The organism is Pseudomonas sp. MIS38 (assembly GCF_019891575.1).
Taxonomy (GTDB): Bacteria; Pseudomonadota; Gammaproteobacteria; order Pseudomonadales; family Pseudomonadaceae; genus Aquipseudomonas; species Aquipseudomonas putida_A.
The window spans coordinates 89,112-113,470 of sequence record NZ_JAFLXF010000009.1 but is presented as its reverse complement, the minus strand read 5'-3'; the positions used below and the strand labels follow the sequence as shown (position 1 = coordinate 113,470).

22 protein-coding genes and 1 pseudogene are annotated in these 24,359 nt (G+C 60.1%); 11 read left to right on the top strand and 12 right to left on the bottom strand.

Annotated features, from left to right (window positions below; translation table 11 throughout):
- Positions 1-50 precede the first annotated feature (50 nt).
- Entirely contained in the window at positions 51-521 is a 471-nt protein-coding gene (locus J1G18_RS12665) for a Dps family protein (protein ID WP_007912745.1), read from the bottom strand.
- Positions 522-831: 310 nt separating this feature from the next.
- Between J1G18_RS12665 and J1G18_RS28230 the strand changes: the two genes are divergently transcribed.
- Complete coding sequence (locus J1G18_RS28230; protein WP_027612531.1) at positions 832-1,434, top strand: cold-shock protein; 603 nt, start codon at positions 832-834, stop codon at positions 1,432-1,434.
- A 72-nt stretch (positions 1,435-1,506) separates the two neighbouring features.
- On the opposite strand, the gene J1G18_RS12655 is transcribed toward J1G18_RS28230, so the two are convergent.
- Positions 1,507-1,713, bottom strand: coding sequence for a SlyX family protein (locus tag J1G18_RS12655; RefSeq protein WP_007962092.1), 207 nt, complete (start codon positions 1,711-1,713; stop codon positions 1,507-1,509).
- Positions 1,714-1,716: 3 nt separating this feature from the next.
- Positions 1,717-2,142: an HIT family protein gene (locus J1G18_RS12650; RefSeq protein WP_027612530.1), complete on the bottom strand. Its 426-nt coding sequence runs from the start codon at positions 2,140-2,142 to the stop codon at positions 1,717-1,719.
- An 897-nt stretch (positions 2,143-3,039) separates the two neighbouring features.
- Between J1G18_RS12650 and J1G18_RS12645 the strand changes: the two genes are divergently transcribed.
- Positions 3,040-4,338 (top strand): OprD family porin, encoded by a 1,299-nt coding sequence (locus J1G18_RS12645; protein WP_096795090.1) that lies wholly within the window; start codon positions 3,040-3,042, stop codon positions 4,336-4,338.
- A 218-nt stretch (positions 4,339-4,556) separates the two neighbouring features.
- On the opposite strand, the gene J1G18_RS12640 is transcribed toward J1G18_RS12645, so the two are convergent.
- Both J1G18_RS12640 and J1G18_RS12635 read right to left on the bottom strand, forming a co-directional pair.
- Positions 4,557-5,399, bottom strand: coding sequence for a mechanosensitive ion channel family protein (locus tag J1G18_RS12640; RefSeq protein ID WP_096795091.1), 843 nt, complete (start codon positions 5,397-5,399; stop codon positions 4,557-4,559).
- A gap of 149 nt (positions 5,400-5,548) precedes the next feature.
- On the bottom strand, positions 5,549-6,034 hold the full coding sequence (locus J1G18_RS12635) for a YajQ family cyclic di-GMP-binding protein (protein WP_003227548.1): 486 nt from the start codon (positions 6,032-6,034) through the stop codon (positions 5,549-5,551).
- 140 nt (positions 6,035-6,174) lie between these two features.
- Here J1G18_RS12635 and J1G18_RS12630 point away from each other — a divergent pair, with 140 nt between their 5' ends.
- The 3 genes from J1G18_RS12630 to J1G18_RS12620 are packed head-to-tail and all read left to right on the top strand — an operon-like array spanning position 6,175 to position 9,762.
- Positions 6,175-7,092: a putative 2-dehydropantoate 2-reductase gene (locus J1G18_RS12630; RefSeq protein WP_223007793.1), complete on the top strand. Its 918-nt coding sequence runs from the start codon at positions 6,175-6,177 to the stop codon at positions 7,090-7,092.
- A 45-nt stretch (positions 7,093-7,137) separates the two neighbouring features.
- Positions 7,138-9,174, top strand: coding sequence for a HAMP domain-containing sensor histidine kinase (locus J1G18_RS12625; protein WP_223007792.1), 2,037 nt, complete (start codon positions 7,138-7,140; stop codon positions 9,172-9,174).
- Between the two features lie 3 nt (positions 9,175-9,177).
- Positions 9,178-9,762 carry a cob(I)yrinic acid a,c-diamide adenosyltransferase gene (locus J1G18_RS12620; RefSeq protein WP_223007791.1) on the top strand — a complete coding sequence of 195 codons (585 nt, stop codon included), beginning with the start codon at positions 9,178-9,180 and terminating at the stop codon, positions 9,760-9,762.
- 123 nt (positions 9,763-9,885) lie between these two features.
- Here J1G18_RS12620 and J1G18_RS12615 read toward each other — a convergent pair whose 3' ends face one another.
- The 4 genes from J1G18_RS12615 to secA form a co-directional block, all read right to left on the bottom strand.
- A complete protein-coding gene (locus J1G18_RS12615; RefSeq protein WP_135296428.1) occupies positions 9,886-10,830 on the bottom strand; it encodes a Nudix family hydrolase in 945 nt (314 codons plus the stop codon).
- Complete coding sequence (locus J1G18_RS12610; RefSeq protein WP_098965281.1) at positions 10,827-11,459, bottom strand: glutathione S-transferase family protein; 633 nt, start codon at positions 11,457-11,459, stop codon at positions 10,827-10,829. The genes J1G18_RS12615 and J1G18_RS12610 overlap by 4 nt, the downstream gene beginning before the upstream one ends.
- 109 nt (positions 11,460-11,568) lie before the next feature.
- Positions 11,569-12,786: a bifunctional glutamate N-acetyltransferase/amino-acid acetyltransferase ArgJ gene (gene argJ / locus J1G18_RS12605; protein WP_095137026.1), complete on the bottom strand. Its 1,218-nt coding sequence runs from the start codon at positions 12,784-12,786 to the stop codon at positions 11,569-11,571.
- 123 nt (positions 12,787-12,909) lie between these two features.
- Complete coding sequence (gene secA / locus J1G18_RS12600; protein WP_027612522.1) at positions 12,910-15,645, bottom strand: preprotein translocase subunit SecA; 2,736 nt, start codon at positions 15,643-15,645, stop codon at positions 12,910-12,912.
- A 307-nt stretch (positions 15,646-15,952) separates the two neighbouring features.
- On the opposite strand from secA, the gene J1G18_RS12595 reads away from it, so the two are divergent.
- Entirely contained in the window at positions 15,953-16,408 is a 456-nt protein-coding gene (locus J1G18_RS12595) for a DUF721 domain-containing protein (RefSeq protein ID WP_096795098.1), read from the top strand.
- A gap of 127 nt (positions 16,409-16,535) precedes the next feature.
- Here the strand turns inward: J1G18_RS12595 and J1G18_RS12590 are convergent, their stop codons facing one another.
- On the bottom strand, positions 16,536-18,023 hold the full coding sequence (locus J1G18_RS12590; RefSeq protein ID WP_096795099.1) for a helicase HerA-like domain-containing protein: 1,488 nt from the start codon (positions 18,021-18,023) through the stop codon (positions 16,536-16,538).
- Positions 18,024-18,209: 186 nt separating this feature from the next.
- On the opposite strand from J1G18_RS12590, the pseudogene J1G18_RS28405 reads away from it, so the two are divergent.
- From J1G18_RS28405 to J1G18_RS12570, 5 genes and pseudogenes are all read left to right on the top strand, one after another.
- Positions 18,210-19,241 (top strand): annotated as a pseudogene (locus J1G18_RS28405) (cache domain-containing protein); the annotation flags it as partial.
- A gap of 93 nt (positions 19,242-19,334) precedes the next feature.
- Positions 19,335-20,099, top strand: a complete 765-nt coding sequence (locus tag J1G18_RS28400) for a methyl-accepting chemotaxis protein (RefSeq protein WP_371043227.1) — start codon at positions 19,335-19,337, stop codon at positions 20,097-20,099.
- 285 nt (positions 20,100-20,384) lie between these two features.
- Positions 20,385-21,476 carry a glycosyltransferase family 4 protein gene (locus J1G18_RS12580; RefSeq protein ID WP_177416215.1) on the top strand — a complete coding sequence of 364 codons (1,092 nt, stop codon included), beginning with the start codon at positions 20,385-20,387 and terminating at the stop codon, positions 21,474-21,476.
- Positions 21,469-22,245 carry a DUF2334 domain-containing protein gene (locus J1G18_RS12575; protein WP_223007790.1) on the top strand — a complete coding sequence of 259 codons (777 nt, stop codon included), beginning with the start codon at positions 21,469-21,471 and terminating at the stop codon, positions 22,243-22,245. Before J1G18_RS12580 ends, J1G18_RS12575 begins: the two co-directional genes overlap by 8 nt.
- Positions 22,242-23,261 carry a YbhN family protein gene (locus J1G18_RS12570; protein WP_096795101.1) on the top strand — a complete coding sequence of 340 codons (1,020 nt, stop codon included), beginning with the start codon at positions 22,242-22,244 and terminating at the stop codon, positions 23,259-23,261. Before J1G18_RS12575 ends, J1G18_RS12570 begins: the two co-directional genes overlap by 4 nt.
- Here the strand turns inward: J1G18_RS12570 and J1G18_RS12565 are convergent.
- Positions 23,224-23,400 (bottom strand): hypothetical protein, encoded by a 177-nt coding sequence (locus tag J1G18_RS12565; protein WP_177325631.1) that lies wholly within the window; start codon positions 23,398-23,400, stop codon positions 23,224-23,226. The genes J1G18_RS12570 and J1G18_RS12565 overlap by 38 nt on opposite strands.
- An 88-nt stretch (positions 23,401-23,488) precedes the next feature.
- On the bottom strand, positions 23,489-24,337 hold the full coding sequence (gene purU / locus J1G18_RS12560) for a formyltetrahydrofolate deformylase (RefSeq protein ID WP_003227580.1): 849 nt from the start codon (positions 24,335-24,337) through the stop codon (positions 23,489-23,491).
- Positions 24,338-24,359 lie beyond the last annotated feature (22 nt).

Genomic DNA, 24,359 nt, shown 5'->3' with positions numbered 1-24,359 from the left:
TGAAACAGTATGCGGACATCCACACCTGCGGACGTCCGCGCACCGGACTATCAGGCCTCGAGCAACGCGCGCAACATCCACGCGGTCTTCTCATGCACCTGCATGCGCTGGGTCAGCAAGTCGGCCGTCGGCTCGTCACTGACCTTGTCCAACAGCGGGAAGATGCCGCGAGCGGTGCGAGTGACCGCTTCCTGGCCGTCGACCAACTGCTTGATCATGTCCTCGGCACTTGGCACCCCGACTTCTTCTTTAATAGAGGAGAGACGCGCGTAAGTCGCGTAGGCACCCGGCGCAGGAAAACCCAGAGCGCGGATACGCTCGGCGATCAGATCCACCGCCAGCGCCAGCTCGTTGTATTGCTCTTCGAACATCAGATGCAGGGTCCTGAACATGGGACCTGTGACGTTCCAGTGGAAGTTATGGGTTTTCAGATACAGCACGTAGGTGTCCGACAGCAGCCGCGACAGCCCCTCGACGATGGACTTGCGGTCTTCTTCACTGATACCGATATCGATTGCCATGTTTACCCCCTAAGGCGATTGAATTCATCCAACAGGTGCAGACCCACTCTAGCAAGGCAGCCGCCACCTCGCAGCCGACAATCTTCACTCGCCATGCGACAAATCGACCGGGCAGGTGCCGCTGGCCGGGGTAATTTGAGTAGCTGCAGGCTTTGCTGTTAAATAGGCAGTGTGTCGCTACGCCCCATTTTTCGGGGGTGTCGCGCATAGGCTGATGCCGGGCACGTGTCCAACGCCTCTTTATTGTTCCGAAGCGAACCGTGCGCCTTCAGCTCTTCCTTGTGAGCCGTCATAACGTGAGCCAATCAAAATGTTGAAAATCGTCCACCTGCTAATGGGCGCAGCGGCCTTGCTGCTGTCGTTCATACCTAGCTTGAAATCCGAAGCCGTTCCTTACCTGCAACAACCCGATGCACTTTACCTGGCCTTTTTCGGCCTGCTGAATCTGGTCATCGCTCCAGTGATTCCTTACTGGAACAAAGGCCCGCGCCAGCATCTGCAAAATCTGGTCAGCGCTCTTCTCGTGCTGACTGTCGTCCTGCAAACCCTGACCCTGATCGCACCGATGCCAGTCATCGCCGGTCAACCGGCGGTGTTGTTCAGCCTGGTGATCGCTCTGGTTGCCGTGGTCCTGCATCTGGCCATCAGCTTCTACAAGTCTTCACCGGCCGCCGCACCGACTACCTATGACATGAGCAACCGCGATACCGGTACCGTCAAGTGGTTCAACACCTCCAAAGGCTTCGGCTTTATCTCCCGGGATTCCGGCGATGATATTTTCGTGCACTTTCGTGCAATCCGTGGCGAAGGCCACCGCGTACTGGTCGAAGGCCAGCGCGTTGAGTTCTCGGTGATGAACCGGGATAAAGGCCTGCAAGCCGAGGACGTGATCGCCGCCCTGCCGCGTCGCTGATCCAAGGCAATAAAAAACCGCGAACAGCCAGGCTGCTCGCGGTTTTTTTACGCCTGCATAAAGGTGTCGGCATCAGTAATGCGGTGGTGGCGCCTCTTCCTCGAAAGAATCGAACTGCCCGACCATCTCCTCCTGACGCTTGAGCAACGCCGCCATTTGCAACTGCAGGCGCTCGATCACCCGCTGCTGCGCCACCAGTTCGTCGTTCAACGCCTGAATGGTGTCATCCTGAAAAGCCAGACGGCTTTCCAGATCGGTGACGCGTTCTTCAAGGTTCATGGTTCAACCCTCCAGAAACGTGAAGTGTTCGGTCAGCACCAGACGCAGCCGCTCACGAATGCTCGCGACCTGCTCGGCGCTGTAGGGTTTGGCCGGGTGTTTGCCCCAGACCGGCGCCGGCCATGCCGCGTCGTCACGCTTGCGCACGATCACATGCATATGCAACTGGCTGACAACGTTGCCCAGCGTCGCGACGTTCAGCTTGTCGGCATCGAACAAGTCCTTGAGCAACTCGGCCAGCGCCGTGGTTTCCTGCCACAACTGCTGCTGGTCGGCGACATCCAACTGAAACAACTCGCTGATATCGTCGCGACGAGGCACCAGGATGAACCACGGGTAATTGGCATCGTTGGACAGCAGCAGCCGGCAGAGCGGGAAATCGCCGATGGTCAGGGTGTCCTGTTGAAGTCGTGAATCTAAAGCAAACACTGCGTGCACTCCCGGCTGATCTACACAATTCAGCTTAGCGGCCATCCAGACAGGCATGACGCCAAGCGACAGGCAGGCAGCATACCTGCGAATGCGCCGGGCTTCACGATGAGCGTGCCAGGACAGACATTGCTCAACGCTCCTGCATGCGACATTTTCGGGCGGCACGCACCATGACGGAACCGACTGCGCGGTGCAGCACAATGAAATGACCAGAAAAGCCCAAAGCGTTCATCCCCTGCTCCCGCTCAAACTGTATGAATCCGGAACAACTGGAAAATTTTTTGCACCAAAACCGCACAGCGCGTCTACGCTCAGTGCGTCGGGCATCCGCCGAATACTCACCGGCGGGGTGAACCGGTAACGTTTTTCGTTGTCCCGCGCACGAACCTGCTCGACAACACCAAGCAAGGGATGGCGTCAAGCCCTGATAAAGAAGGGCTTGAGGCCCAGTATTTATGAGGTTTTTACAGCGAGTGACGAGTGTTCAGAAAAATAACCGCATAGAGAAAGCGGTTTGTGCACGCTTGTTGCATTCGTACCCATATGGACTATAAGCGCACCACGGGAAGTGGGAGCCTTAGGCCCACCAAAAACAGTGGCAGGGTTGCCCGATGGAGATTCAAGTGTTTTGCCAGGGACTCTTTTTTAGCGATGCAAAAGGCTAGAAAAACAGCGAGAAAGTTGTCGATCCGATTGCATCGGTACTGTGAATTTGCGACATCTACAAAGCCATCTGCGACAGCGTCGTAAAGAAGGTGAAAGGTTGGATTAGCAAGTATCGCCAACATTGTCGGCGTGATATAAGTTTGCGCCGACACAAAAAGAAAGAGCCGCCCAGATAATAAAACAGGTGGGACGGCAGTACTCTTCTAAAAACCAAAGGAGCAAATCACGATGCGCGTGATGAAGTGGAGCATGATCGCCCTGGCTGTTGCAGCAGGCACCTCGCAGTTCGCAATGGCATCTTCGCAGGATGACGCCAAAGGGTTCCTGGAAGACCAGAGTCTGAATCTGAAAACCCGTATGGAATACATGAACCGCGACTTCCGTAATGGTGCCGGTAACATCCAGACAGGTCCAACGACATACAAGAGCGGTTATCGCCAGGACACCGGGATCAGCCAACTGCTGACCTACGAATCGGGCTTCACTCAAGGCACCATCGGTTTTGGTCTCGACGCGATGGCCATGGGTACCGTGAAGCTGGATGGTGGTGAGGGTCGTTCGGGCAACGGTCTGTTTGCCCGTGATAGCGATAATGAACCAGAAAAATCGCAGGGCAAAACCGGCGCAGCGGTGAAGTTCCGCCTCTCCGACACTACTCTGAAGTACGGCCGTCAATTCGTTGCCAGCCCAGTGTTCGCTACCGACGACAGCCGTTTGCTGCCTGAAGTTGCCGAGGGTACCTTGATCACCAGCAAAGAGATCAAAGGTCTGGAACTGACCGCTGGTCGCTTTACCGCGCTGAGCTCGCAAACCGGGATGGGCAAGGACAGCATCAACGGCAAGCACACTCCAGGCTTGACCAGCGCCGACATCGCTGGCGCAACCTACCAGTTCACCGATAACTTCGTTGCCGGTGTCGCTGCATCTGACGTTGACGACTACTTCAAGAAGCAATACATCAACGCCAACTACACCTTCCCGATCGCAGACGATCAATCGCTGAACATCGACTTCAACGGTTATCGCACCAAGGATCAGGGTCAGGCGCTTTACGGCAAGCTCGACAACAAGCTATGGAGCCTTGCGGCAGCTTATAGCATCGGTGCGCACAAATTCACCATCGCTCACCAGCGCTCCACTGGCGACACCAACTACCTGTACGGCGTGGACGGTAACAGCACGATCTTCGTAGCCAACTCCATCCAGATCTCCGACTTTATCGGTCGCGACGAACGTTCCTGGCAGGCTCGCTACGACCTGAACATGAAGACCTACGGCGTTCCTGGCCTGAGCTTCATGGCACGTTACGTCAAAGGCGACAACATCAAGACCACGGCTGACACCGAAGGCAAGGAAAACGAGTTCAACTTTGAAACCAAATACGTACTGCAGGAAGGTCCAGCCAAGGATCTGTCGTTCCGCCTGCGTAGCGCGATCTATCGCGCAAACGGTGCGTACAATGCTGACTACACCGCAGACAACAATGACGTGCGTGTAATCGTTGAGTATCCGCTGCACATCCTGTAATTGGGATGTAAATTCGCGTTACTCCAGAGCAGCGCTCAAAAAAAACCGCCCACCTGAAGCAGGTGGGCGGTTTTTTTTCGCTCATAATTTCCTTGGAATAAAATTAGCCAACTATCAATTAGCCTGCAAACTTTGAAACCGCCAAAAAACCCAAGAGCGGAGCACATCTCTTGGGCCTGATAACAACTAACTGACCCTCTGGCCAGAAATCAATGTTGTTACTGGGTAGCGCCTTCCTGCACAACACGAATCACACGCTGTGGAAACGGAATATCAATACCGGCAGTTTTCAAACGGTCACGCGACTGTTCGTTAAACATGAACATCACGTCCCAATAGTCTGCAGTTTTAACCCACACACGCAGGGAAACAGTGATCGAACTGTCACCCAACGTCGAAATGACCGCTTGTGGCGCAGGGTCCTGCAATACGCGCTCATCCTTGGCCAGATCCAGCAGCACCTGACGGGCCTTTTGCAGATCTGCTTCGTAATCCACACCCACGTCGAACACCACTTTGCGGGTTGGCTGACGGTTGGTATTGGTGATGATGCCGTTCGACAGATTGCCGTTCGGGACGATGATGGTCTTGTTGTCACCGGTACGCAGCACGGTGTGGAAAATCTGGATGCTGTCGACCGTACCCGCCACACCTTGCGCTTCGATCCAGTCACCGATGCGGAATGGACGGAACAACAGAATCAACACGCCGCCGGCGAAATTCGCCAGGCTACCTTGCAATGCCAGACCGATCGCCAGACCGGCCGCACCGATCGCGGCCACGAACGAGGTGGTTTCCACGCCGATCATCGAGGCCACACTGACGATCAGCAGCACCTTGAGAATGATGTTCGCCAGACTGCTGATGAAGCCTTGCAGCGCCAGGTCGGCATTGCGCAGGGCCAGCAGACCGCCGAGTTTTTGCGTGACCTTGTTGATCAACCACCAGCCGATGGCCAGGGTAATCACTGCCAGCAGCACGCGACTGCCGTATTCCATGATCATCGGAATCCACGCCTGGGACGCCTTGACCAGGTTGTCTACCTCTGCATTCAAATCCATCTTCCATCTCCTGATGTCCGGCTACCCGGCTGTACACAAATTAAAAGTGGGAGCGGGCTTGCTCGCGAAAGCGGTGTGTCATTCAACAATGAGTTGCCTGACACACCGCTTTCGCGAGCAAGCCCGCTCCCACAGCCATCTGACCGGACTTAGTCGCGGAAGTTGTTGAACTGCAGTGGCATGCCGAATTCCTTGGCGCGCAGGGCCGCGATGGCTTCCTGCAGGTCATCACGCTTCTTGCCGGTCACACGCACCTGCTCGCCCTGAATGGCGGCCTGTACCTTGAGCTTGGCGTCCTTGATGTGAGCGACGATCTTCTTCGCCAGCTCCTTGTCGATGCCTTCCTTGAGGATCGCGTCCTGCTTCATCAGCTTGCCCGAGGCGTAAGCGTCTTTTACTTCAAGGCACTGCACATCGATCTTGCGCTTGGTCAGGGCCAGCTTCAGTATCTCGATCATCGCTTCCAGCTGGAACCCGGCTTCAGCGGTCAGGTTGACGGTCAGGTCCTTTTCCTTGAACTCGAAGCTGCCTTTGCCTTTCAGGTCATAGCGACGATCGAGTTCCTTCACGGCGTTCTCGACCGCGTTGGTCAGCTCGTGTTTGTCCAGTTCGGATACCACGTCGAACGACGGCATGTAGTCTCTCCAATAAAAAGGCGCGCTCGATAAGGAGGGAGCGCGCTTGGCTTGCGGTTAAAATCCGGCTCATTATAACGGGTCTTTTCCCACCGATACGGCGAGCCTTGCATGCCAGTACCTTACCGAGTGAAAAACTGATGTCCACCCCCTGGCACGTTCTCGGCGCCGGTAGCCTCGGCACCCTGTGGGCCACCCGTCTGGCCCGGGCCGGGCTGCCGGTGCGGCTGATCGTGCGTGATGCCGAGCGCTTGCGCAGGTATCAGGTGGCCGGCGGCCTGACGCTGGTCGAACACGGCGCAGCCACGACCTATGCCGTCCCTGCGCAAACGGCGGACGACCCGGAGCCGATCCGCCGCCTGCTGGTCGCCTGCAAAGCCTATGACGCCGAAAGCGCCGTCGCCCGCCTCGCCCCGCGCCTGAGCGCAGATGCCGAGCTGATCCTGCTGCAGAACGGTCTCGGCAGTCAGGACGCGGTCGCAGCGTTGGTTCCGCAGGCACGCTGCATCAGCGCCTCCAGCACCGAAGGCGCGTTCCGCGACGGCGACTGGCGCGTGGTGTTTGCCGGCCATGGTTTTACCTGGCTGGGCGATGCCAGCCATCCGGTAGCGCCAATCTGGCTGGACGATCTTGATGCGGCGAAAATCCCCCACGAGTGGAGCACCGACATCCTCACCCGGCTGTGGCGCAAACTGGCGCTCAATTGCGCGATCAATCCGCTGACCGTGCTCCATGATTGCCGTAACGGCGGGCTGGAGCAGCATCAATGCGAAGTCGCCACGCTGTGTGCGGAACTTGCCGAATTGCTGGAGCGTTGCGGTCAACCGGCAGCCGCGGTCAATCTGCAACAGGAAGTCGAGCGGGTGATCCACGCCACCGCAGCCAACTACTCGTCGATGTATCAGGACGTGGCGAACCAGCGCCGCACCGAAATCAGTTACCTGCTGGGCCACGCCTGCAAAGTCGCCACCCGTCACCAGTTGAACCTGCCACACCTCAATCAATTGCAGCAACGTCTGGTCGGCCATCTGCGCAGCCTTGGATTGCCCAGCGACTGAGCAGCGGCTACGCTGGCCACTTGTTCCTTTGCTGCGATAAACCTGATGCCATTGCGCCAGCGCCTTGAAAACCTGCCGGTCGGCCAGAAACTGCTGGCCGCCCTGCTGGTGTTGCTGACCACCGTCCTGCTGGTCGCCAACCTGACCTTTATCAGCGCCGCCTATTACATCTCCCAGGAAAGCATGGCGCCGCAAGCTTTGCAGACCATCGGCCGGCTGATCTCCAACCCGAGCCTGGTCGCACAAGCCCTCGAGTCGCCACAAAGCGCCGAACGCCTGCTCAAGGAACTCGACAGCTATTCGCCGCTGCGCGCGGCGGCGTTGTATGACGGCAAGGGTGACCGCATCGCCCAGGTGCAGCGTGGCGACAAGCTCAATCTGCCGGAACGCTATCGGCACATCGAAGCCTGGCAACTCACCGAGTTTCGCAGCAATCAGTTGATCACTCTGCCCCGTCCCGGCACCGCGCCCGGGCACTTGCTGCTGGTCGCCAGCAGTGAACTGCCGATGGCGTTCTACACCGGCACCCTGACTGCCAGTCTCGGCATCCTGATTTTCAGTGTGCTGCTATGGCTGGTGATTGCGCGGCAGATCAAACGCCTGATCACCCGCCCGATCCATGAGCTGGAAGAGCTCTCGCGTCAGGTCACTCGCGAAGAGAACTATGCCCTGCGTGCCTCACGCGGCAACCACGATGAAATCGGCAGCCTCGCCGAGGCGTTCAACACCATGCTCTCGCGCATCGAGGCTCGCGAACAGCAGCTCAAGCGGGCCCGCGATGACTCGCAGGCAGCTTACGATCAGGCTCAGGGGCTGGCCGAGGAAACCCGCCACACCAACCGCAAACTGGAACTGGAAGTCCAGGTTCGGAGCAAGATCGAGAAGAAGCTCACCGGCTTCCAGAACTACCTCAACAGCATCATCGACTCCATGCCCTCGGCGCTGATCGCTCTCGACGAACAGCTCTACGTGACCCAGTGGAACCAGGAGGCCAGCGCCCTTTCCGGAACGCGCCTGGATGAGGCGCTGAACCAACCGATCTTCCTCGCCTTCGAACCGCTCAAGCCGTTTCTGCCACAACTCAAGCAAACGGTCGAAGAGCACACCGTGGCGAAGATCGAACGGGTGACCTGGTTCAAGGATGACGAACCCAAGCACTACGCCCTGACCTTTTATCCGCTGATGGGCGGCGCCGGGCGCGGTGTGGTGATCCGTATCGACGACATCACCCAGCGCCTGTCGCTGGAAGAAATGATGGTGCAGTCGGAGAAGATGCTCTCGGTCGGTGGCCTCGCCGCCGGCATGGCCCATGAGATCAACAACCCGCTGGGCGCGATCCTGCACAACGTGCAGAACATTCGCCGGCGGCTGTCGGCGGATCTGCCGAAGAACCTCGAAACCGCCGAACAGCTCGCCATCGAACTGGACACCGTCAACCGTTACCTGCAAAGCCGCGAAGTACCGAAACTGCTCGACGGTATTCAGCAGGCCGGCGCCCGCGCGGCAAAAATCGTCACGCACATGCTCAGTTTCAGCCGGCGCAGCACCCGGCAAATGGCCCCGTGCGATCTGCCCGCGCTGATCGATCAAGCGGTGGAAATTGCCGGCAACGACTTCGATCTGGCGATCGGTTTCGACTTCAAGGGCCAGGCGATCATCCGCCAGTTCGACCCGGCGCTCGGCCCGGTTCCGGGCACCGCCAACGAACTGGAACAAGTGCTGCTCAACCTGCTGAAAAACGCCGCGCAAGCCATTCACCAGCGCGAAGACGACAGCGAGCCGGGGCGGATCATTTTGCGCACCAAACTGAACCCGCCATGGGCCGAGATCCAGGTCGAGGACAACGGCATCGGCATGAGCGAGAGCGTGCGCAAGCGCACCTTCGAGCCGTTCTTCACCACCAAGGAAATCGGCCAGGGCACAGGGCTGGGGCTGTCGGTGTCGTACTTCATCATCACCAACAACCACAAAGGCCAGATGGAAGTGCAATCCGCGCCGGGCCAGGGCACCTGCTTCACCTTGCGCCTGCCACTGACCCAACCGGCGGCCATCGCCGCCGAAACCAATCAACTACCGAGGTAACCCATGGGCTTTCGCTTGTCGAAGATCTACACCCGCACCGGCGACACCGGCGAAACCGGCCTGGGCGATGGCCGCCGCGTCCCCAAGGATCACCCGCGGATCGAAGCGATTGGCGAAGTCGACACACTGAACAGTCAGGTCGGTGTGCTGCTGGCCGGGTTGATCGCCGAGCGCGAGGCGTTCCCGGGATTGAATGAACTGATCGACGTGCTCGCCCCCTGTCAGCATCGGTTGTTTGACCTCGGCGGAGAGCTGGCGATGCCGGAATATCAGGCGCTGAACACGGCAGAAATCGAGCGCCTGGAAGCGGCGATCGATGTGTGGAACGAGGAATTGGGGCCGCTGGAGAATTTCATTCTGCCCGGTGGGTCGATGCTGATTGCCCAGGCCCACGTGTGCCGCAGTCTGGCGCGCAGTGCCGAGCGCCGTTGTCAGCATTTGAATGCAATTGAGCCGTTGGTCGGGGTTGGTTTGGCGTATATCAATCGGTTGTCGGATCTGTTGTTCGTCGCCGCAAGGTTGATTGCGCGGCGGCAGGGGATTGCGGAGATTTTGTGGCAGCCTGCTGCGAAACCTTCAGAAATCTAGCGCCTGAACGGACGCCTTCGCGAGCAAGCCCGCTCCCACAGTTGATTGCATTCATCCAGTTGGAATGCAGTCAAATGTGGGAGCGGGCTTGCTCGCGAAGAGGCCATCAGCCTCACAACATAATCAAGCTTCCGGCCAGAACGCCCGAATCCCCGCCACACCCTGCGCGCCAACACCCCAAGCCTTCTCGCGCTCCGCCGGGCCAACCCCGCCGAGCAAGAACACTGGCTTGCCAAAGCCCTCGATCAACGCCGCAGCCTGCTCCCAGCCCAACGGCTGCGCATCCGGATGGGTCAAGGTTGGTTGAACCGGCGACAAGGTGACGAAATCCACCCCCATCTGCTCAGCCAGCGCCAGCTCTTCGGCGTTATGGCACGAAGCGGCCAACCAACGCTCAGCTGGCAGCGGCCGCCCTGCTGCGGCGTATTTGCGAAGTTGCGCGGCAGTGATATGCCAACCGGCCGACGGGAAATCGCCGAGCCATTCGAACGGCCCCTTGATCATCAACTGCGCCTTGCCGGCACACAGACCGGCTGCATCCACTGCCAGATCGCGGTATTTGGGGTCATAGCCGTTCGGCGCGCGCAACTGGATCAGTTTGATCCCGCCGGCAATCGCCTTCTGAATGCCGCGCAGCAAGGCCGGGGCTTCCAGATCGTCCGGGGTGATCAGGTATTCGCCGGGCAGACGCGCCGCGGCCACGATCGGCTGATTGGCCGCCGGGAACTCGTAGTTCAGCAGATCCTTGGCGGTCACCCAGGCCAGTGGCTGACCTTCGGCACCGTGCGGCTCACCGGTGAACTGAGACACTTCCCAGACATCCAGCAGTACCTGCTTGTCCGGGTAATCGTGGCGCACCTTGATCAGTGGACGAGCGGCGCCAACGACAATGCCCAGCTCTTCCTGCAGCTCGCGCGCCAAGGCGCTTTCGACCGATTCGTCAGCCTCGACCTTGCCGCCGGGAAATTCCCACAAGCCGCCCTGATGCTGGGTGTCGGCACGACGGGCGATGAGGATTTTGCCGCTGTCGTCACGAATGACGGCAGCCGCGACGTGTACACGTTTCACGGATTCAACTCCTCCAGTCCAGCCTTTTGCCACGCCTTGAAGGCGGGCCATTGGTAGACGGTTTCAACATAGGCTTCATCAACCGCCGGCAACTGCACCTGGTAAGTCCGCAGGCGCACGGCAATCGGGGCGAAGAACGCGTCAGCCAGGCTCACCCGGCCAAACAGATACGGCCCAGGCTCCGTGGCGGCAGCACGGCATTCAGCCCACAGCGCGAGCATGCGTTCGATATCGACCTTCACCTCTGGCGGCACCGGGTTGAGCGGGGCGTCGTGGCTCAGGTTGAACGGCATGTGATTGCGCATGGCGAAAAAGCCACTGTGCATCTGCGCGCAGGCGGACCGCGCCTGGGCACGGGCGAACAGGTCGGTTGGCCAGAGCTGTTCGGACGGGAACTGCTCGGCCAGGTATTCGGCGATCGCCAGAGAGTCGGCGATGGTGCCGCGAGAAGTTTGCAGCAGCGGCACCTTGGCGGTCGGCGAATGCTTGAGCAGCTTCTCGCGGGTGTCGGGCTTGCCGAGTTTGATCAGTTCTTCGCTGTAGGGTGCGCCGGTCAGCTCCAGCGCCAGAGCGGCGCGCAGGGACCAGGAGGACAGCAGTTTGTCGCCGATGATCAGGTGCAGGGACATGGTGTGGCGCCTTTTCGTCAGTGGAAAGCTTCAAGACTTAGAGTGACTGGGCCGACGCTTTCGCGGGCAAGCCCGCGAAGAGGCCGGCAGCCCACCCTCACCCTTTGGATCAGGTGCGGTATTCGGCGTTGATCTTCACGTACTCATGCGACAGGTCGGTGGTCCAGATGGTTTCGCTGCAATCACCGCGACCCAGTTCGATACGGATGGTGATCTCTTCCTGCTGCATCACCGCCGAACCCTGTGCCTCAGTGTAGGTCGCTGCGCGTGCGCCACGGCTGGCGATGCACACGTCGCCGAGGAACACGTCGATCTTGCTCACATCCAGATCCGGCACGCCGGCACGGCCGACGGCGGCGAGAATGCGGCCCCAGTTCGGATCGGAGGCGAACAGCGCAGTCTTGATCAGCGGCGAGTGGGCCACGGTGTAACCGACGTCCAGGCATTCCTGATGATTGCCGCCACCGTTGACTTCAACGGTGACGAACTTGGTCGCGCCTTCGCCGTCACGCACGATGGCCTGGGCCACGTCCATGCACACTTCGAACACCGCCTGTTTCAGCTTGTTGAACAGCTCGCCTTCGGCACGGGTGATTTCCGGCAGTGCAGCCTTGCCGGTGGCAATCAGCATGCAGCAGTCGTTGGTCGAGGTATCGCCGTCGATGGTGATGCGGTTGAACGACTTGTTCGCGCCGTCGAGCATCAGGTTGTGCAGTACGTCGCGGGAAACTTTGGCATCGGTGGCGATGTAGCCGAGCATGGTCGCCATGTTCGGACGAATCATGCCTGCGCCTTTGCTGATACCGGTGACGGTGATGGTCACGCCGTCATGCTGGAACTGGCGGCTGGCACCCTTGGGCAGGGTGTCGGTGGTCATGATGCCAGTGGCGGCAGCTTCCCAGTTGTTTTCCGACAGATCATCCAGTGCGGCCTGCAGCGCGCCTTCGATCTTCTCGACCGGCAGCGGCTCACCGATCACGCCGGTGGAGTACGGCAGGATCTGGCTGGCATCGACACCTGTCAGCTCGGCCAGTTTGGCGGTGGTGCGCTCGGCAGCCGCCAGGCCCGGCTCACCGGTACCGGCGTTGGCATTGCCGGTGTTGGTCAGCAGGTAACGCACGTCGTTGTGCACGCGTTTTTTCGCCAGGATCACCGGCGCGGCGCAAAAGGCGTTCAACGTGAACACACCGGCCACGGTCGAACCTTCGGCGCAGCGCATCACTACCACATCCTTGCGCCCGGGGCGCTTGATGCCGGCCGAGGCAATACCGAGTTCAAAACCGGCAACCGGGTGCAACGTTGGCAAAGGACCAAGACCAACAGCCATGAATGCGCTCCTTACTCAATGATGTCAGCACCGCTCAGAGGGATGGCGGTGGTGTAAATGGCAAAACGCCGCGACGGCAGGAGCCGGTCGCGGCGCGGGTATTTCAGCGATTGAAACGGGGGGTTACTGGATCTGCCCGTGGCAATGCTTGAATTTCTTGCCCGAACCGCAGTAGCACAGTTCGTTGCGACCCAGCTTCTGCTCGTTGCGCACCGGCGCGGTGGCGAGGGCGACATCGACCTCTTCACCCAATACTTCCGGCTGCTCCAGACCAGGGGCCTCGGCGTGTTCGAACTGCATGCGCGCGGCCAGTGCTTCGGCTTCCTCACGCAGGCGTTGCTCTTCGGCTTCCGGATCTTCGCGGCGCACCTGAACGTGCGACAGCACACGGATCGAGTCGCGCTTGATCGAATCCAGCAGCTCGGAGAACAGCGTGAACGACTCGCGCTTGTATTCCTGCTTCGGGTTCTTCTGGGCGTAGCCACGCAGGTGGATGCCGTGACGCAGGTGATCCATGGTCGACAGGTGGTCTTTCCACAGGTCGTCGAGCACGCGCAGAACGATCTGCTTCTCGAACGAGCGCAGTGCTTCGGCACCGGCCTGATCTTCTTTCTCGTTGTACGCCGCCATCAGCTCGACCATCAGCTTCTCGCGCAGGGTCTCTTCGTACAGGTGATCGTCTTCGTCGAGCCATTGCTGGATCGGCAGTTTCACCCCGAAGTCGCTGGCAATCGACGCTTCCAGACCGGCCACGTCCCACTGCTCTGGCAGCGATTGCGGCGGAATGTGCGCGCTGACGGTGGCGTTGAGCACGTCCTGACGGAAATCGGCGATGGTTTCACCGATGTTGTCGGCGGCCAGCAACGTATTACGCATGTGATAGATCACTTTACGCTGTTCGTTGTTGACGTCGTCGAACTCGAGCAGTTGCTTGCGGATGTCGAAGTTGCGACCTTCCACCTTGCGCTGCGCCTTCTCGATCGCGTTGGTCACCATGCGGTGCTCGATCGCTTCGCCCGGCTGCATGCCCAGGGCTTTCATGAAGTTCTTCACCCGGTCAGAGGCGAAGATGCGCATCAGGCTGTCTTCCAGCGACAGGTAGAAGCGGCTGGAACCGGCATCGCCCTGACGGCCGGCACGGCCACGCAGCTGGTTGTCGATACGACGGGATTCGTGACGCTCGGAGGCGATCACCTGCAGACCGCCGGACTCCAGCACCTGCTGGTGACGCTTCTGCCAGTCGGCCTTGATCTGGGCGATCTGCTCGGGGCTAGGGTTTTCCAGCGCCGCGACTTCCACTTCCCAGTTACCGCCCAACAGGATGTCGGTACCACGACCGGCCATGTTGGTGGCGATGGTCAGGGCGCCCGGACGACCGGCTTGCGCGATGATCTCGGCTTCTTTTTCGTGGAACTTGGCGTTCAGCACCTTGTGTTCGATGCCTTCCTTGTTGAGCAGGTTGGACACATGCTCGGAAGTTTCGATGGTCGCGGTGCCCACCAGGATCGGACGGCCCTGGGCCATACCTTCCTTGATGTCGTTGATGATCGCCGCGTATTTCTCTTCGGCGGTCAGGAACACCAGGTCGTTGAAATCTTTACGCGCCAACGGTTTGTTCGGCGGAATCACCATGACCTGCAGGCCGTAGATCTGGTGGAATTCGAACGCTTCGGTGTCGGCGGTACCGGTCATGCCGGACAGCTTGGTGTACAGACGGAAGTAGTTCTGGAACGTGGTCGAAGCCAGAGTCTGGCTCTCGGCCTGAATGTTCAGACCTTCCTTGGCTTCGATGGCCTGGTGCAGGCCTTCGGACAGACGACGACCCGGCATTGTACGACCGGTGTGTTCGTCGACCAGTACGACCTGACCGTCCTGCACGATGTATTCGACGTTGCGGTGGAACAGCTTGTGCGCACGCAGACCCGAGTAGACGTGGGTCAGCAGGCCCAGGTTATGCGCCGAGTACAGGCTCTCGCCTTCGGCCAGCAAGCCGACGCCGGTGAGCATTTCTTCGATGTACTGGTGACCGGCTTCGTTGAGTTCGACCTGACGGGTCTTCTCGTCGATGGTGTAGTGACCGGCCTTGGTGACCTGGCCTTCGACTTCTTCGACGTGCAGTTCCAGCTGCGGGATCAGTTTGTTGATCTCCATGTACAGCTTGGAACTGTCCTCGGCCTGACCGGAAATGATCAGCGGGGTACGGGCTTCGTCGATGAGGATGGAGTCGACTTCGTCGATCACGGCAAAATTGAGTTCGCGCTGGAATTTCTCTTCCATGCTGAACGCCATGTTGTCGCGCAGGTAGTCGAACCCGAATTCGTTGTTGGTACCGTAGGTGATGTCGGCAGCGTAGGCGGCGCGCTTCTCTTCCGGCGGCTGGAACGGCGTCACGACACCGACGGTCAGGCCGAGGAATTCATACAGCGGACGCATCCAGTTGGCGTCACGGCGGGCCAGGTAGTCGTTCACGGTTACAACGTGCACGCCCTTGCCGGACAGCGCGTTGAGGTAAACGCCCAGGGTCGCTACGAGGGTTTTACCCTCACCGGTACGCATTTCGGCAATCATGCCTTCATGCAGGGTCATGCCGCCGATCAACTGGACGTCGAAGTGGCGCATGCCCATGACGCGCTTGCCGGCTTCACGGGCGACCGCGAAGGCTTCAGGTAACAGCTTGTCGAGGGATTCCCCTTTGGCGATACGGGCCTTGAACTCATTGGTCTTGGCGCGCAATTGATCGTCCGAAAGGGCCACCATTTGCTCTTCGAAGGCATTGACGAGCTGCACCGTCTTGAGCATGCGTTTGACTTCACGCTCGTTCTTGCTTCCAAAAAGTTTCTTTAACAAAGGCGCAAACATATCGGCAGGATCTTCCACACTAAAGGGATGGAGGGCGGCCCCGTGAGTCGCCCGTGCAGCCCTCATGGCCGCATGCGAACGAGCATTCTACCCGGAAACGGTGGTGAGGAAAGTGGCGATATTCCACGATGCTGGCACTGCGCTTTGACGGGGCTCACTTAAAATAAGGGCGTTTTGCTCAACTTCAACCCATCAAGGCAAGAAGTTAGTTGTTGATTTAATGGGTAAAGCAGGGACAAAAGCAATGGGCGAGTGGTTCCGTTGCTTTCTGCTAACATGGCGCTTCTGTTACTTCAGGTGTTCGATCATGGCATTTCGCCCCCTTACAGCCAGAGCGCCCGCCGTTCTGCTACGCGAAGCCAAGCCGCTCAAAGCCATTCTTGGTCATGCCCAACGCCTCGCTCATCTGCAACGCCTGCTTGAAAGCCAGCTGCAACCTGCCGCCCGCGCACATTGTCATGTGGCCAAGTGGCGTGAAGGCGAACTGTCGCTGGTGGTCACCGACGGCCATTGGGCGACACGCCTGCGCTACCAGCAAAAACGCCTGCAACGGCAATTGCAGCTGTTCGAAGAGTTCGCCAACCTGACGCGAATCAAATTCAGCGTGCGACCACCGATCGTCCAGCCTGGGGCTGTCGGGCACACGATGGACCTGTCGAGCAATGCGGCGGCGACCATTCAGTCCACGGCCGACGGGATCAGCGATCCCGCTCTGCGTGCGGCACTTGAGCGCCTGGCGGCACACGCCAAAGACAAATCCTGATCTCAATCCAGAAAACTGCCACTTATCTAATGTGGGAGCGGGCTTGCTCGCGAAGGTGTCCTTTCAGTCAACATTATTGTTGACTGGCAGACCGCTTTCGCGAGCAAGCCCGCTCCCACAGTCTGGATCAACGCCGTTTGCTGCCACCGAGCAACGACCCCATCAAGCCGCGCACCAGTTGTTTACCCAGATTGTTCGCGGCCTGACGCATCGCCGATTTCAACGCCTGCCCCGCCGCCGTGCCCAGAAACTCTCCGGCACGATCAGCCAGGCTCGGCTCTTCGGCTGCCGGCTTACCCGCAGGCGCATCCGCCTCCGGCGCCAGATCCTTGCGGCCCATCAGGATTTCATACGCCGACTCACGATCGATCGGTTTGTCATATCGGCCCTTGAACGGCGACCCGGCGATCAGCATCGTGCGTTCGGTTTCGCTCAACGGCCCGATCCGCGACTGTGGCGGCGCCACCAGCACCCGCTGGACCATCTCCGGCGTGCCTTTTTCCTGCAGCGTCCCGACCAGTGCTTCACCGATGCCCAGCTCGGTCAGTACCGACAAGGTGTCGAACGCCGGATTTGGCCGGAAGCCATCAGCTACCGCTCGCAGGGATTTCTGTTCCTTGGCGGTGAACGCACGCAAGCCGTGCTGAATCCGCAGGCCAAGTTGCGCGAGCACGTCATCCGGCAGGTCGCCCGGCGACTGGGTGACGAAATACACGCCGACACCTTTCGAGCGAATCAGCCGCACCACCTGTTCCAGACGCTCCTGCAACGCCTTGGGCGTATCGCCGAACAACAAATGCGCTTCATCGAAGAACAGCGCCAGCAGCGGTTTGTCGGCATCGCCGCGCTCCGGCAATTGCTCGAACAGCTCGGCCAGCAGCCACAGCAGGAACGTCGCGTAGACCTTCGGTGCCTCATGCACCAGACGGCTGGCATCGAGCAAATGAATCCGCCCACGACCATCGGCGGCCGGTTGCAGAATGTCTTCGAGTTGCAGCGCCGGTTCGCCGAACAACGCTTCAGCGCCCTGCTGCTCCAGGGTCGCCAGCCGGCGCAACAGTGCCTGGCTGGAACCGGTGGTCATCAGCGCGGCGTCTTCGCCCAACAGTTGCGGGTTGTCCTTGAGGTGATTGAGCAGCGCCTTGAGGTCTTTCAGGTCGAGCAGCAACAGGCCTTCGCGGTCGGCCACTTTAAACGCCGCGTACAGCGCCGACTGCTGGCTGTCGGTCAGCTCCAGCAGGCTGCCGATCAGCAGCGGGCCCATTTCACTCAAAGTCGTGCGCAACGGATGACCGGACTCCCCGTGAATATCCCACAGTGTCACCGGATAAGCCTGCGGTTTGTGGTCGAGCCAGGGCATCCCGGCGATGCGCTCGGCGACCTTGCCCTGCGGATTGCCGGCGGCGCCCAGGCCGCACAGATCGCCCTTGATGTCGGCGGCGAATACCGCGACCCCGGCGTCACTGAATGCTTCGGCAAGGCGTTGCAAAGTCACGGTCTTGCCGGTCCCGGTCGCACCGGCGATCAGCCCGTGGCGGTTGGCCAGGCGCATGGCCTGAGCAATCGGTTGCCCCGCCAGATCGGCGCCGATAACGAGTTGCGATGTGTCAGGCATTTTGTCACCTATGGTTAATCTTTAATCCGCTGTGGCCGATAGATAAGGGCGAGAACCTGACTGAAAAGTCGGTCGGACATTTCCCTAAGGAGAGTCGGAAATATCAGTTTGTTTCACCCTTGCCCATATTGCGCGTCTTTATAAAAGCACGCCCAGGACATTAAGACCTTAGCGGAACCCCAAGCCATGAACAAAAACCTGCGCTTCAGCCATAAAATTTTGCTTGCCGCCGCCCTCATCGTCATCGCCGCTTTCGCCTCGTTCACGCTGTACAACGACTGGCTGCAACGCAACGCGATCCGCGATGACCTGAACAACTATCTCAACGAGATGGGCGAAGTCACCGCCGATAACATCCAGACCTGGCTCAACGGGCGCATTCTGCTGGTCGAGAACGCCGCTCAGAATATTGCCATCAATCCGGACCCGGCCAACGTCGCCAGCCTGCTGGAACAGAAATCCCTGACCTCGACGTTCATGGCCACTTACCTGGGCGATGCCACCGGTCACTTCACCATCCGTCCGGACGTGAAGATGCCGGACGGTTTCGATCCTCGGGTGCGCCCTTGGTATAAAGGGGCCGAGAGCAGCAGCGCGTCGACCCTGACCGAACCGTACATCGACGCCGCCACCGGCCAGTTGATCATCTCCATCGCCACCGCCTCGAAAAAGGCCGGTCAGAGCGTCGGCGTGGTGGGCGGCGACCTGAGCCTGCAAACCCTGGTCGACACCCTTACTGCGCGAGACTTCTCCGGCATGGGCTACGCCTTCCTGGTCAGCGCCGACGGCAAGATCCTCGTGCACCCGGACAAGGCACTGGTGATGAAATCACTCAAAGAAGCCTATCCGCAGGACACCCCGCGCATCAGCAGCGACTTCAGTGAAATCACCGTCGATGGCAAGACCCGCATCGTCAGCTTCGCGCCGATCAAAGGCCTGCCGTCGGTCAACTGGTACATCGGGCTGTCGGTGGACAAGGACAAAGCCTTCTCGATGCTCAGTGAGTTCCGCACCTCGGCGGTGATTGCCACGGTGATTGCGGTGGTGATCATCATCGCGTTGCTGGGCATGCTGATTCGCCTGCTGATCCAGCCACTGCACGTCATGACCCGCGCCATGGAAGACATCGCCGACGGCGAAGGCGACCTGACCAAGCGCCTGACCATCGTCAATAACGATGAGTTTGGCGTGCTGGGTACCGCATTCAACCGTTTCGTCGAGCGTATTCACGGCTCGATCCGCGAAGTGTCGTCGGCCACCGGCCAGGTCAACGAGGTTGCGCTGCGCGTGGTCGCGGCGTCCAACTCGTCGATGTACAACTCCGACCAGCAAGCCTCGCGCACCAGCAGCGTCGCCGCCGCGATCAATCAACTGGGCGCCGCCGCCCAGGAAATCGCCCGCAACGCCGCGCAAGCCTCGAACCAGGCCAGTGACGCCCGCGGCCTCGCCGAAGACGGCCAGCAAGTGGTGGATCGCAGCATCAAGGCGATGAATCAACTGTCGAGCATGCTCAGCGCCTCCAGCAGCAACATCGAGTCGCTGAACAGCAAAACCGTGAACATCGGGCAGATCCTCGAAGTGATCACCAGCATCTCCCAGCAGACCAATCTGCTGGCGCTCAATGCCGCCATCGAAGCGGCGCGTGCGGGTGAGGCCGGACGCGGTTTTGCCGTGGTCGCCGACGAAGTGCGCAACCTGGCGCACCGCACTCAGGAATCGGCGCAGCAGGTGCAAACCATGATCGAGGAGCTGCAAGTCGGCGCCCGTGAATCGGTGAGCACCATGAGCGACAGCCAGCGCCACAGCCAGGACAGCGTGGAAATCGCCAACCTCGCCGGCGAACGCCTCAACAGCGTGACCCAGCGTATCGGCGAAATCGACGGGATGAACCAGTCGGTAGCGACCGCGACCGAGGAGCAGACGGCGGTAGTCGAGTCGATCAACGTCGACATCACCGAGATCAATACGCTGAACCAGGAAGGCGTCGAGAACCTGCAGGCGACGTTGCGCGCCTGTTCGGATCTGGAGCAGCAGGCTTCGCGCCTGAAGCAGCTGGTCGGTAGCTTCCGCATCTAAGATCAAAAGCCTCCCCCCTCACCCCAACCCTCTCCCCCCAAGGGGCGAGGGGAAAGGGAGCCGATCTTCAAGCTTTTCAAGACCTGAGTTCGACTCCGACTTTCAGGTCGATGTATCAAGCCAAAACACCACGGTCAGTCCCCTCTCCCTCAGGGAGAGGGTTAGGGTGAGGGCCGTTTCAGCTCTACCGCTTATTCCCGACCGAACATCTATTCTGGATAAAGGTCAACCAAGGGAGTGCAACGCAGCGGAGGGTTGATCACTGTGCATATCGCCGACATCACCATGTTCTACGCCCCGGCCAGCGGCGGCGTACGCACCTATCTGGATGCCAAGCATCGCCGGTTGGGAGGCAAAACGGGCATTCGTCATAGCCTGCTGATTCCCGGCGCGCATTTCGGTGAAAACGACGGTATCTACACCGTGCCCGCACCCGCCCTACCCTTCGGCAAAGGCTATCGCTTCCCGCTGCGCCTCGCGCCATGGCGCAATGTCCTGCAGGGTTTGCAGCCGGATCTGATCGAAGTCGGCGACCCGTACCTCACCGCGTGGGCGGCGCTGGATGCACGGCGCCAGCTGGATGTACCGGTGATCGGCTTTTATCACTCGGACCTGCCGCTACTGGTCGGCAATCGCATGGGCCATTGGGTCACGCCGAACGTCGAGGCGTACGTCACCAAGCTCTATGGCAACTTCGATCGAGTGCTGGCGCCCAGCCAGGTGATGGCCGACAAGCTCACTGGTCTGGGAGTGCGCAATGTATTCGTGCAGCCATTGGGCGTGGATCTGCAAACCTTTCACCCTGACGCCCGCGACAACGGCCTGCGCGCCGAACTGGGAATTGCCGAAGACACGCGCCTGCTGATCTTTGCCGGGCGCGGTTCCAAAGAGAAGAACCTGCCGGTGCTGCTCAAATGCATGCAGCGCCTCGGCCCACGCTATCACCTGCTGCTGGTTGGCTCATCGATGCCGGCCGTGGTTCCGGACAATGTCAGCGTGATCGACGGGTTCTGTCCCGCCGCCACCGTGGCCCGGTTGATGGCCAGCGCCGACGCCCTGATCCATGCCGGTGACCAGGAAACCTTTGGCCTGGTGATCCTTGAAGCCATGGCCTGCGGGATTCCGGTAGTCGCCGTGGCGGCCGGGGCGTTTGAAGAGATCGTCACCGAAGACTGCGGCTTGCTTTGTGCGCCGAACAACCCGCAAGCCATGGCCAATGCCGTGCGCGAGCTGTTCAGTCGCGGCTGCGTGAAACTCGGCCAACAGGCGCGGCAACACGTTGAACGGCGTTATTCCTGGGACAGTGTGGTCGACAGCTTGCTCGGTCACTATCACGCGGTGCTCGGTCACTCGCTGCCAAGGGTGGCCAATGGCTGATTCCTTGAATGACCGCGCAGTGCTGCTGGTGCTGCACGACGTGGCACCGTCGACGTGGGCGGATTATCGGCCATTTGTCGAGGCGGTCGACGCAATGGGCGGCGTGCCGATGACCTGGCTGGTCGTTCCGGATTTCCATGGCCACGATGCGCTTGAGGATCATCCCGCGTTTTGCCGAATGCTCGGCGAGCGGCTGGCCCGTGGCGATGAACTGGCCTTGCACGGCTATTACCATGACGACCGCGAGCCAGCGCCAGCCACACCCCGCGACTGGTTCATGCGCCGAATCTACACCCACGAAGGGGAGTTTTATCGCCTGTCCCGCGAAGCCGCCCTGGCGCGACTGCGCGACGGCATCGAACTGTTCCGGCGCAATGGCTGGCCGTTGCACGGCTTCGTCGCCCCGGCCTGGTTGATGAGCGAGGGCACGCGCCAGGCCCTTCGCGAAACACCATTGAGCTACACCAGCGACCCGCAACATCTTTATCAATTACCGGATTTCACCGCCATCAACGCCCCGGGTCTGGTGTGGAGTGCGCGCAGCGCCTGGCGCCGGGGCCTGTCAAAAATCGTCAGCGAGCAACGCGAACAGCAGTGGCGCGACGCCGCGGTGATTCGTCTAGGCTTGCACCCGGTAGACATGCGCCACGCCTTCGCGCGTGATTACTGGCTACGAACCCTTGAACGGCTGCTGGCAGAAGGACGCACGCCCATGACCAAAATCGACTGGCTCACTGAGCAACGCGAGCGAATGGAGCGCGCTGCATGAGTCGCGGCATTGTGTTGTTGATCGGCCTGCTCGCTGCTGTACTGATCCCGGTGTTGCTCGGCGGCGGCGAGATCGGTGCGCGCCTGCAAAATTTCCCCCTGCAATGGCTGCTGATCATGTTCGGCATGATTCTGCTCTGCTGGGGCATCAACACCCTGCGTCTGCGCCTGCTGCTGGGTGATCAGCGCGATCAGGTAACGCCGCTGAAAAGTCTCGGCGTGGTCATGGCCGCCGAGTTCGCCTACTGCGCCACCCCCGGCGGCAGTGGCGGACCGCTGACGATCATGGCGTTGCTGGCGCGCTGCGGCGTACGCCCGGCCCGTGGCAGCGCAGTGTTTGCCATGGATCAGTTGAGCGATCTGCTGTTCTTTCTCTGCGCCCTGAGCGGCATCCTGATTTACGCGTTGTTTCAGCATCTCAGTGACCGCCTGGAGTGGTTGCTGATGGTCAGCGCCGTGTCGCTGTTCGGTGGGCTGTTCAGTTGCGTGCTGCTGGCGCGCTACCACCGCCGCCTGATCCTTCTGAGCGGACGCCTGCTTGCCCGCCTCAACGTGCAACCGGCCACGCGTCGGCGCTGGGCGCGCAAGCTGCTGCATTTTCTCGACGCATTTATCGACACCCTCAAGTTGCCGTGGCAAACCCTGGTCAAGGTGTTCGCCCTGACCTGCATGCACTGGCTGCTACGCTACAGCGTGTTGTATCTGGCCCTGCGCGGACTGGGCGCGGATCTGCAGTGGGCCTGGAGTTTTCTGGTGCAGATGCTATCGCTGGGGGCTGGTCAAATGAGCCTGTTGCCCGGTGGTGCGGGCGCCGCAGAGCTGACCTCGGCGGCGCTGCTGGCGCCGATGGTCGGCAAATCCACTGCGGCGGCAGCGATTCTGATCTGGCGGGTGGTGACGTTCTATTTCTATCTGGTGGTGGGCGGCCCGGTGTTTCTATTGATGCTGGGGCGGCCGCTACTCAAGAAGCTGTTGAAGATCAGGCAGGCTTCTCAGGTTCGTCCGCCTGCTCCTTGAGCTGCTCCCACAGCTCGGCGGCGCCGGGAAACTCGGTGCCGTCTTCCGGGCTCAGGTCATCCGGGTCGTAGCGGCTCAAACAGCCCTCCCCCACGGTGGCCGGCGCTTTCGAAGTGGCTTTGTCCAATGGGTCGCTCACGGGCAGTTCCTCAAGGGCTGAAACGAAAAAAGGGCCTGGGACGATTGAACGCCCAGGCCCTTCTTTATTCAAGTACGCGCAGGTTCGATCAGAACACCACGGTCTTGTTGCCGTGCACCAGCACACGGTCTTCGAGGTGATAACGCAAGCCTCGGGCCAACACCATCTTCTCGACGTCACGGCCGAAACGCACCATGTCTTCGATGCTGTCGCTGTGGCTGACACGCACCACGTCCTGCTCGATGATCGGACCGGCGTCCAGCTCTTCGGTCACGTAGTGGCAAGTCGCGCCGATCAGCTTCACGCCGCGCAGCGACGCCTGATGGTACGGCTTGGCGCCGACGAACGACGGCAGGAAGCTGTGGTGAATGTTGATCACCTTGTGCGCGTATTCGCGGCACAGCGCCGGCGGCAGGATCTGCATGTAGCGCGCCAGCACCACCACTTCGGCATCGTGCTGTTTGACCAGACGCGAGACTTCGGCGAACGCCGGCTCCTTGTCCTGCGGATTGACCGGGACATGGTAATAAGGAATGCCGTGCCACTCGACCATGCTGCGCAGGTCATTGTGGTTGGAAATCACGCAGGAGATTTCGCAATCGAGCTCGTCGCTGTGCCAGCGGTGCAGCAAGTCGGCCAGGCAGTGGGATTCGCGGCTGGCCATCAGCACCACGCGTTTCTTCTGCTCGGTGTCGGTGATGCGCCAGTCCATCGAGAACTCTTCGGCGATCGGCGCAAACTTCTCGCGCAGCACTTCAATACCGAACGGCAGCGAATCGGCGCGGATCTCGTGACGCATGAAGAACCAGCCGTTCTGATTATCCGAGTGGTGGCTCGCTTCGGTGATCCAGCCGTTGTGGGATGCCAGAAAGTTACTGACTTTGGCAACGATGCCAACGCGGTCAGGGCAGGAAATCACCAACCGAAAGGTGCGCATGGGGGGAAAACTCCAGAACTTC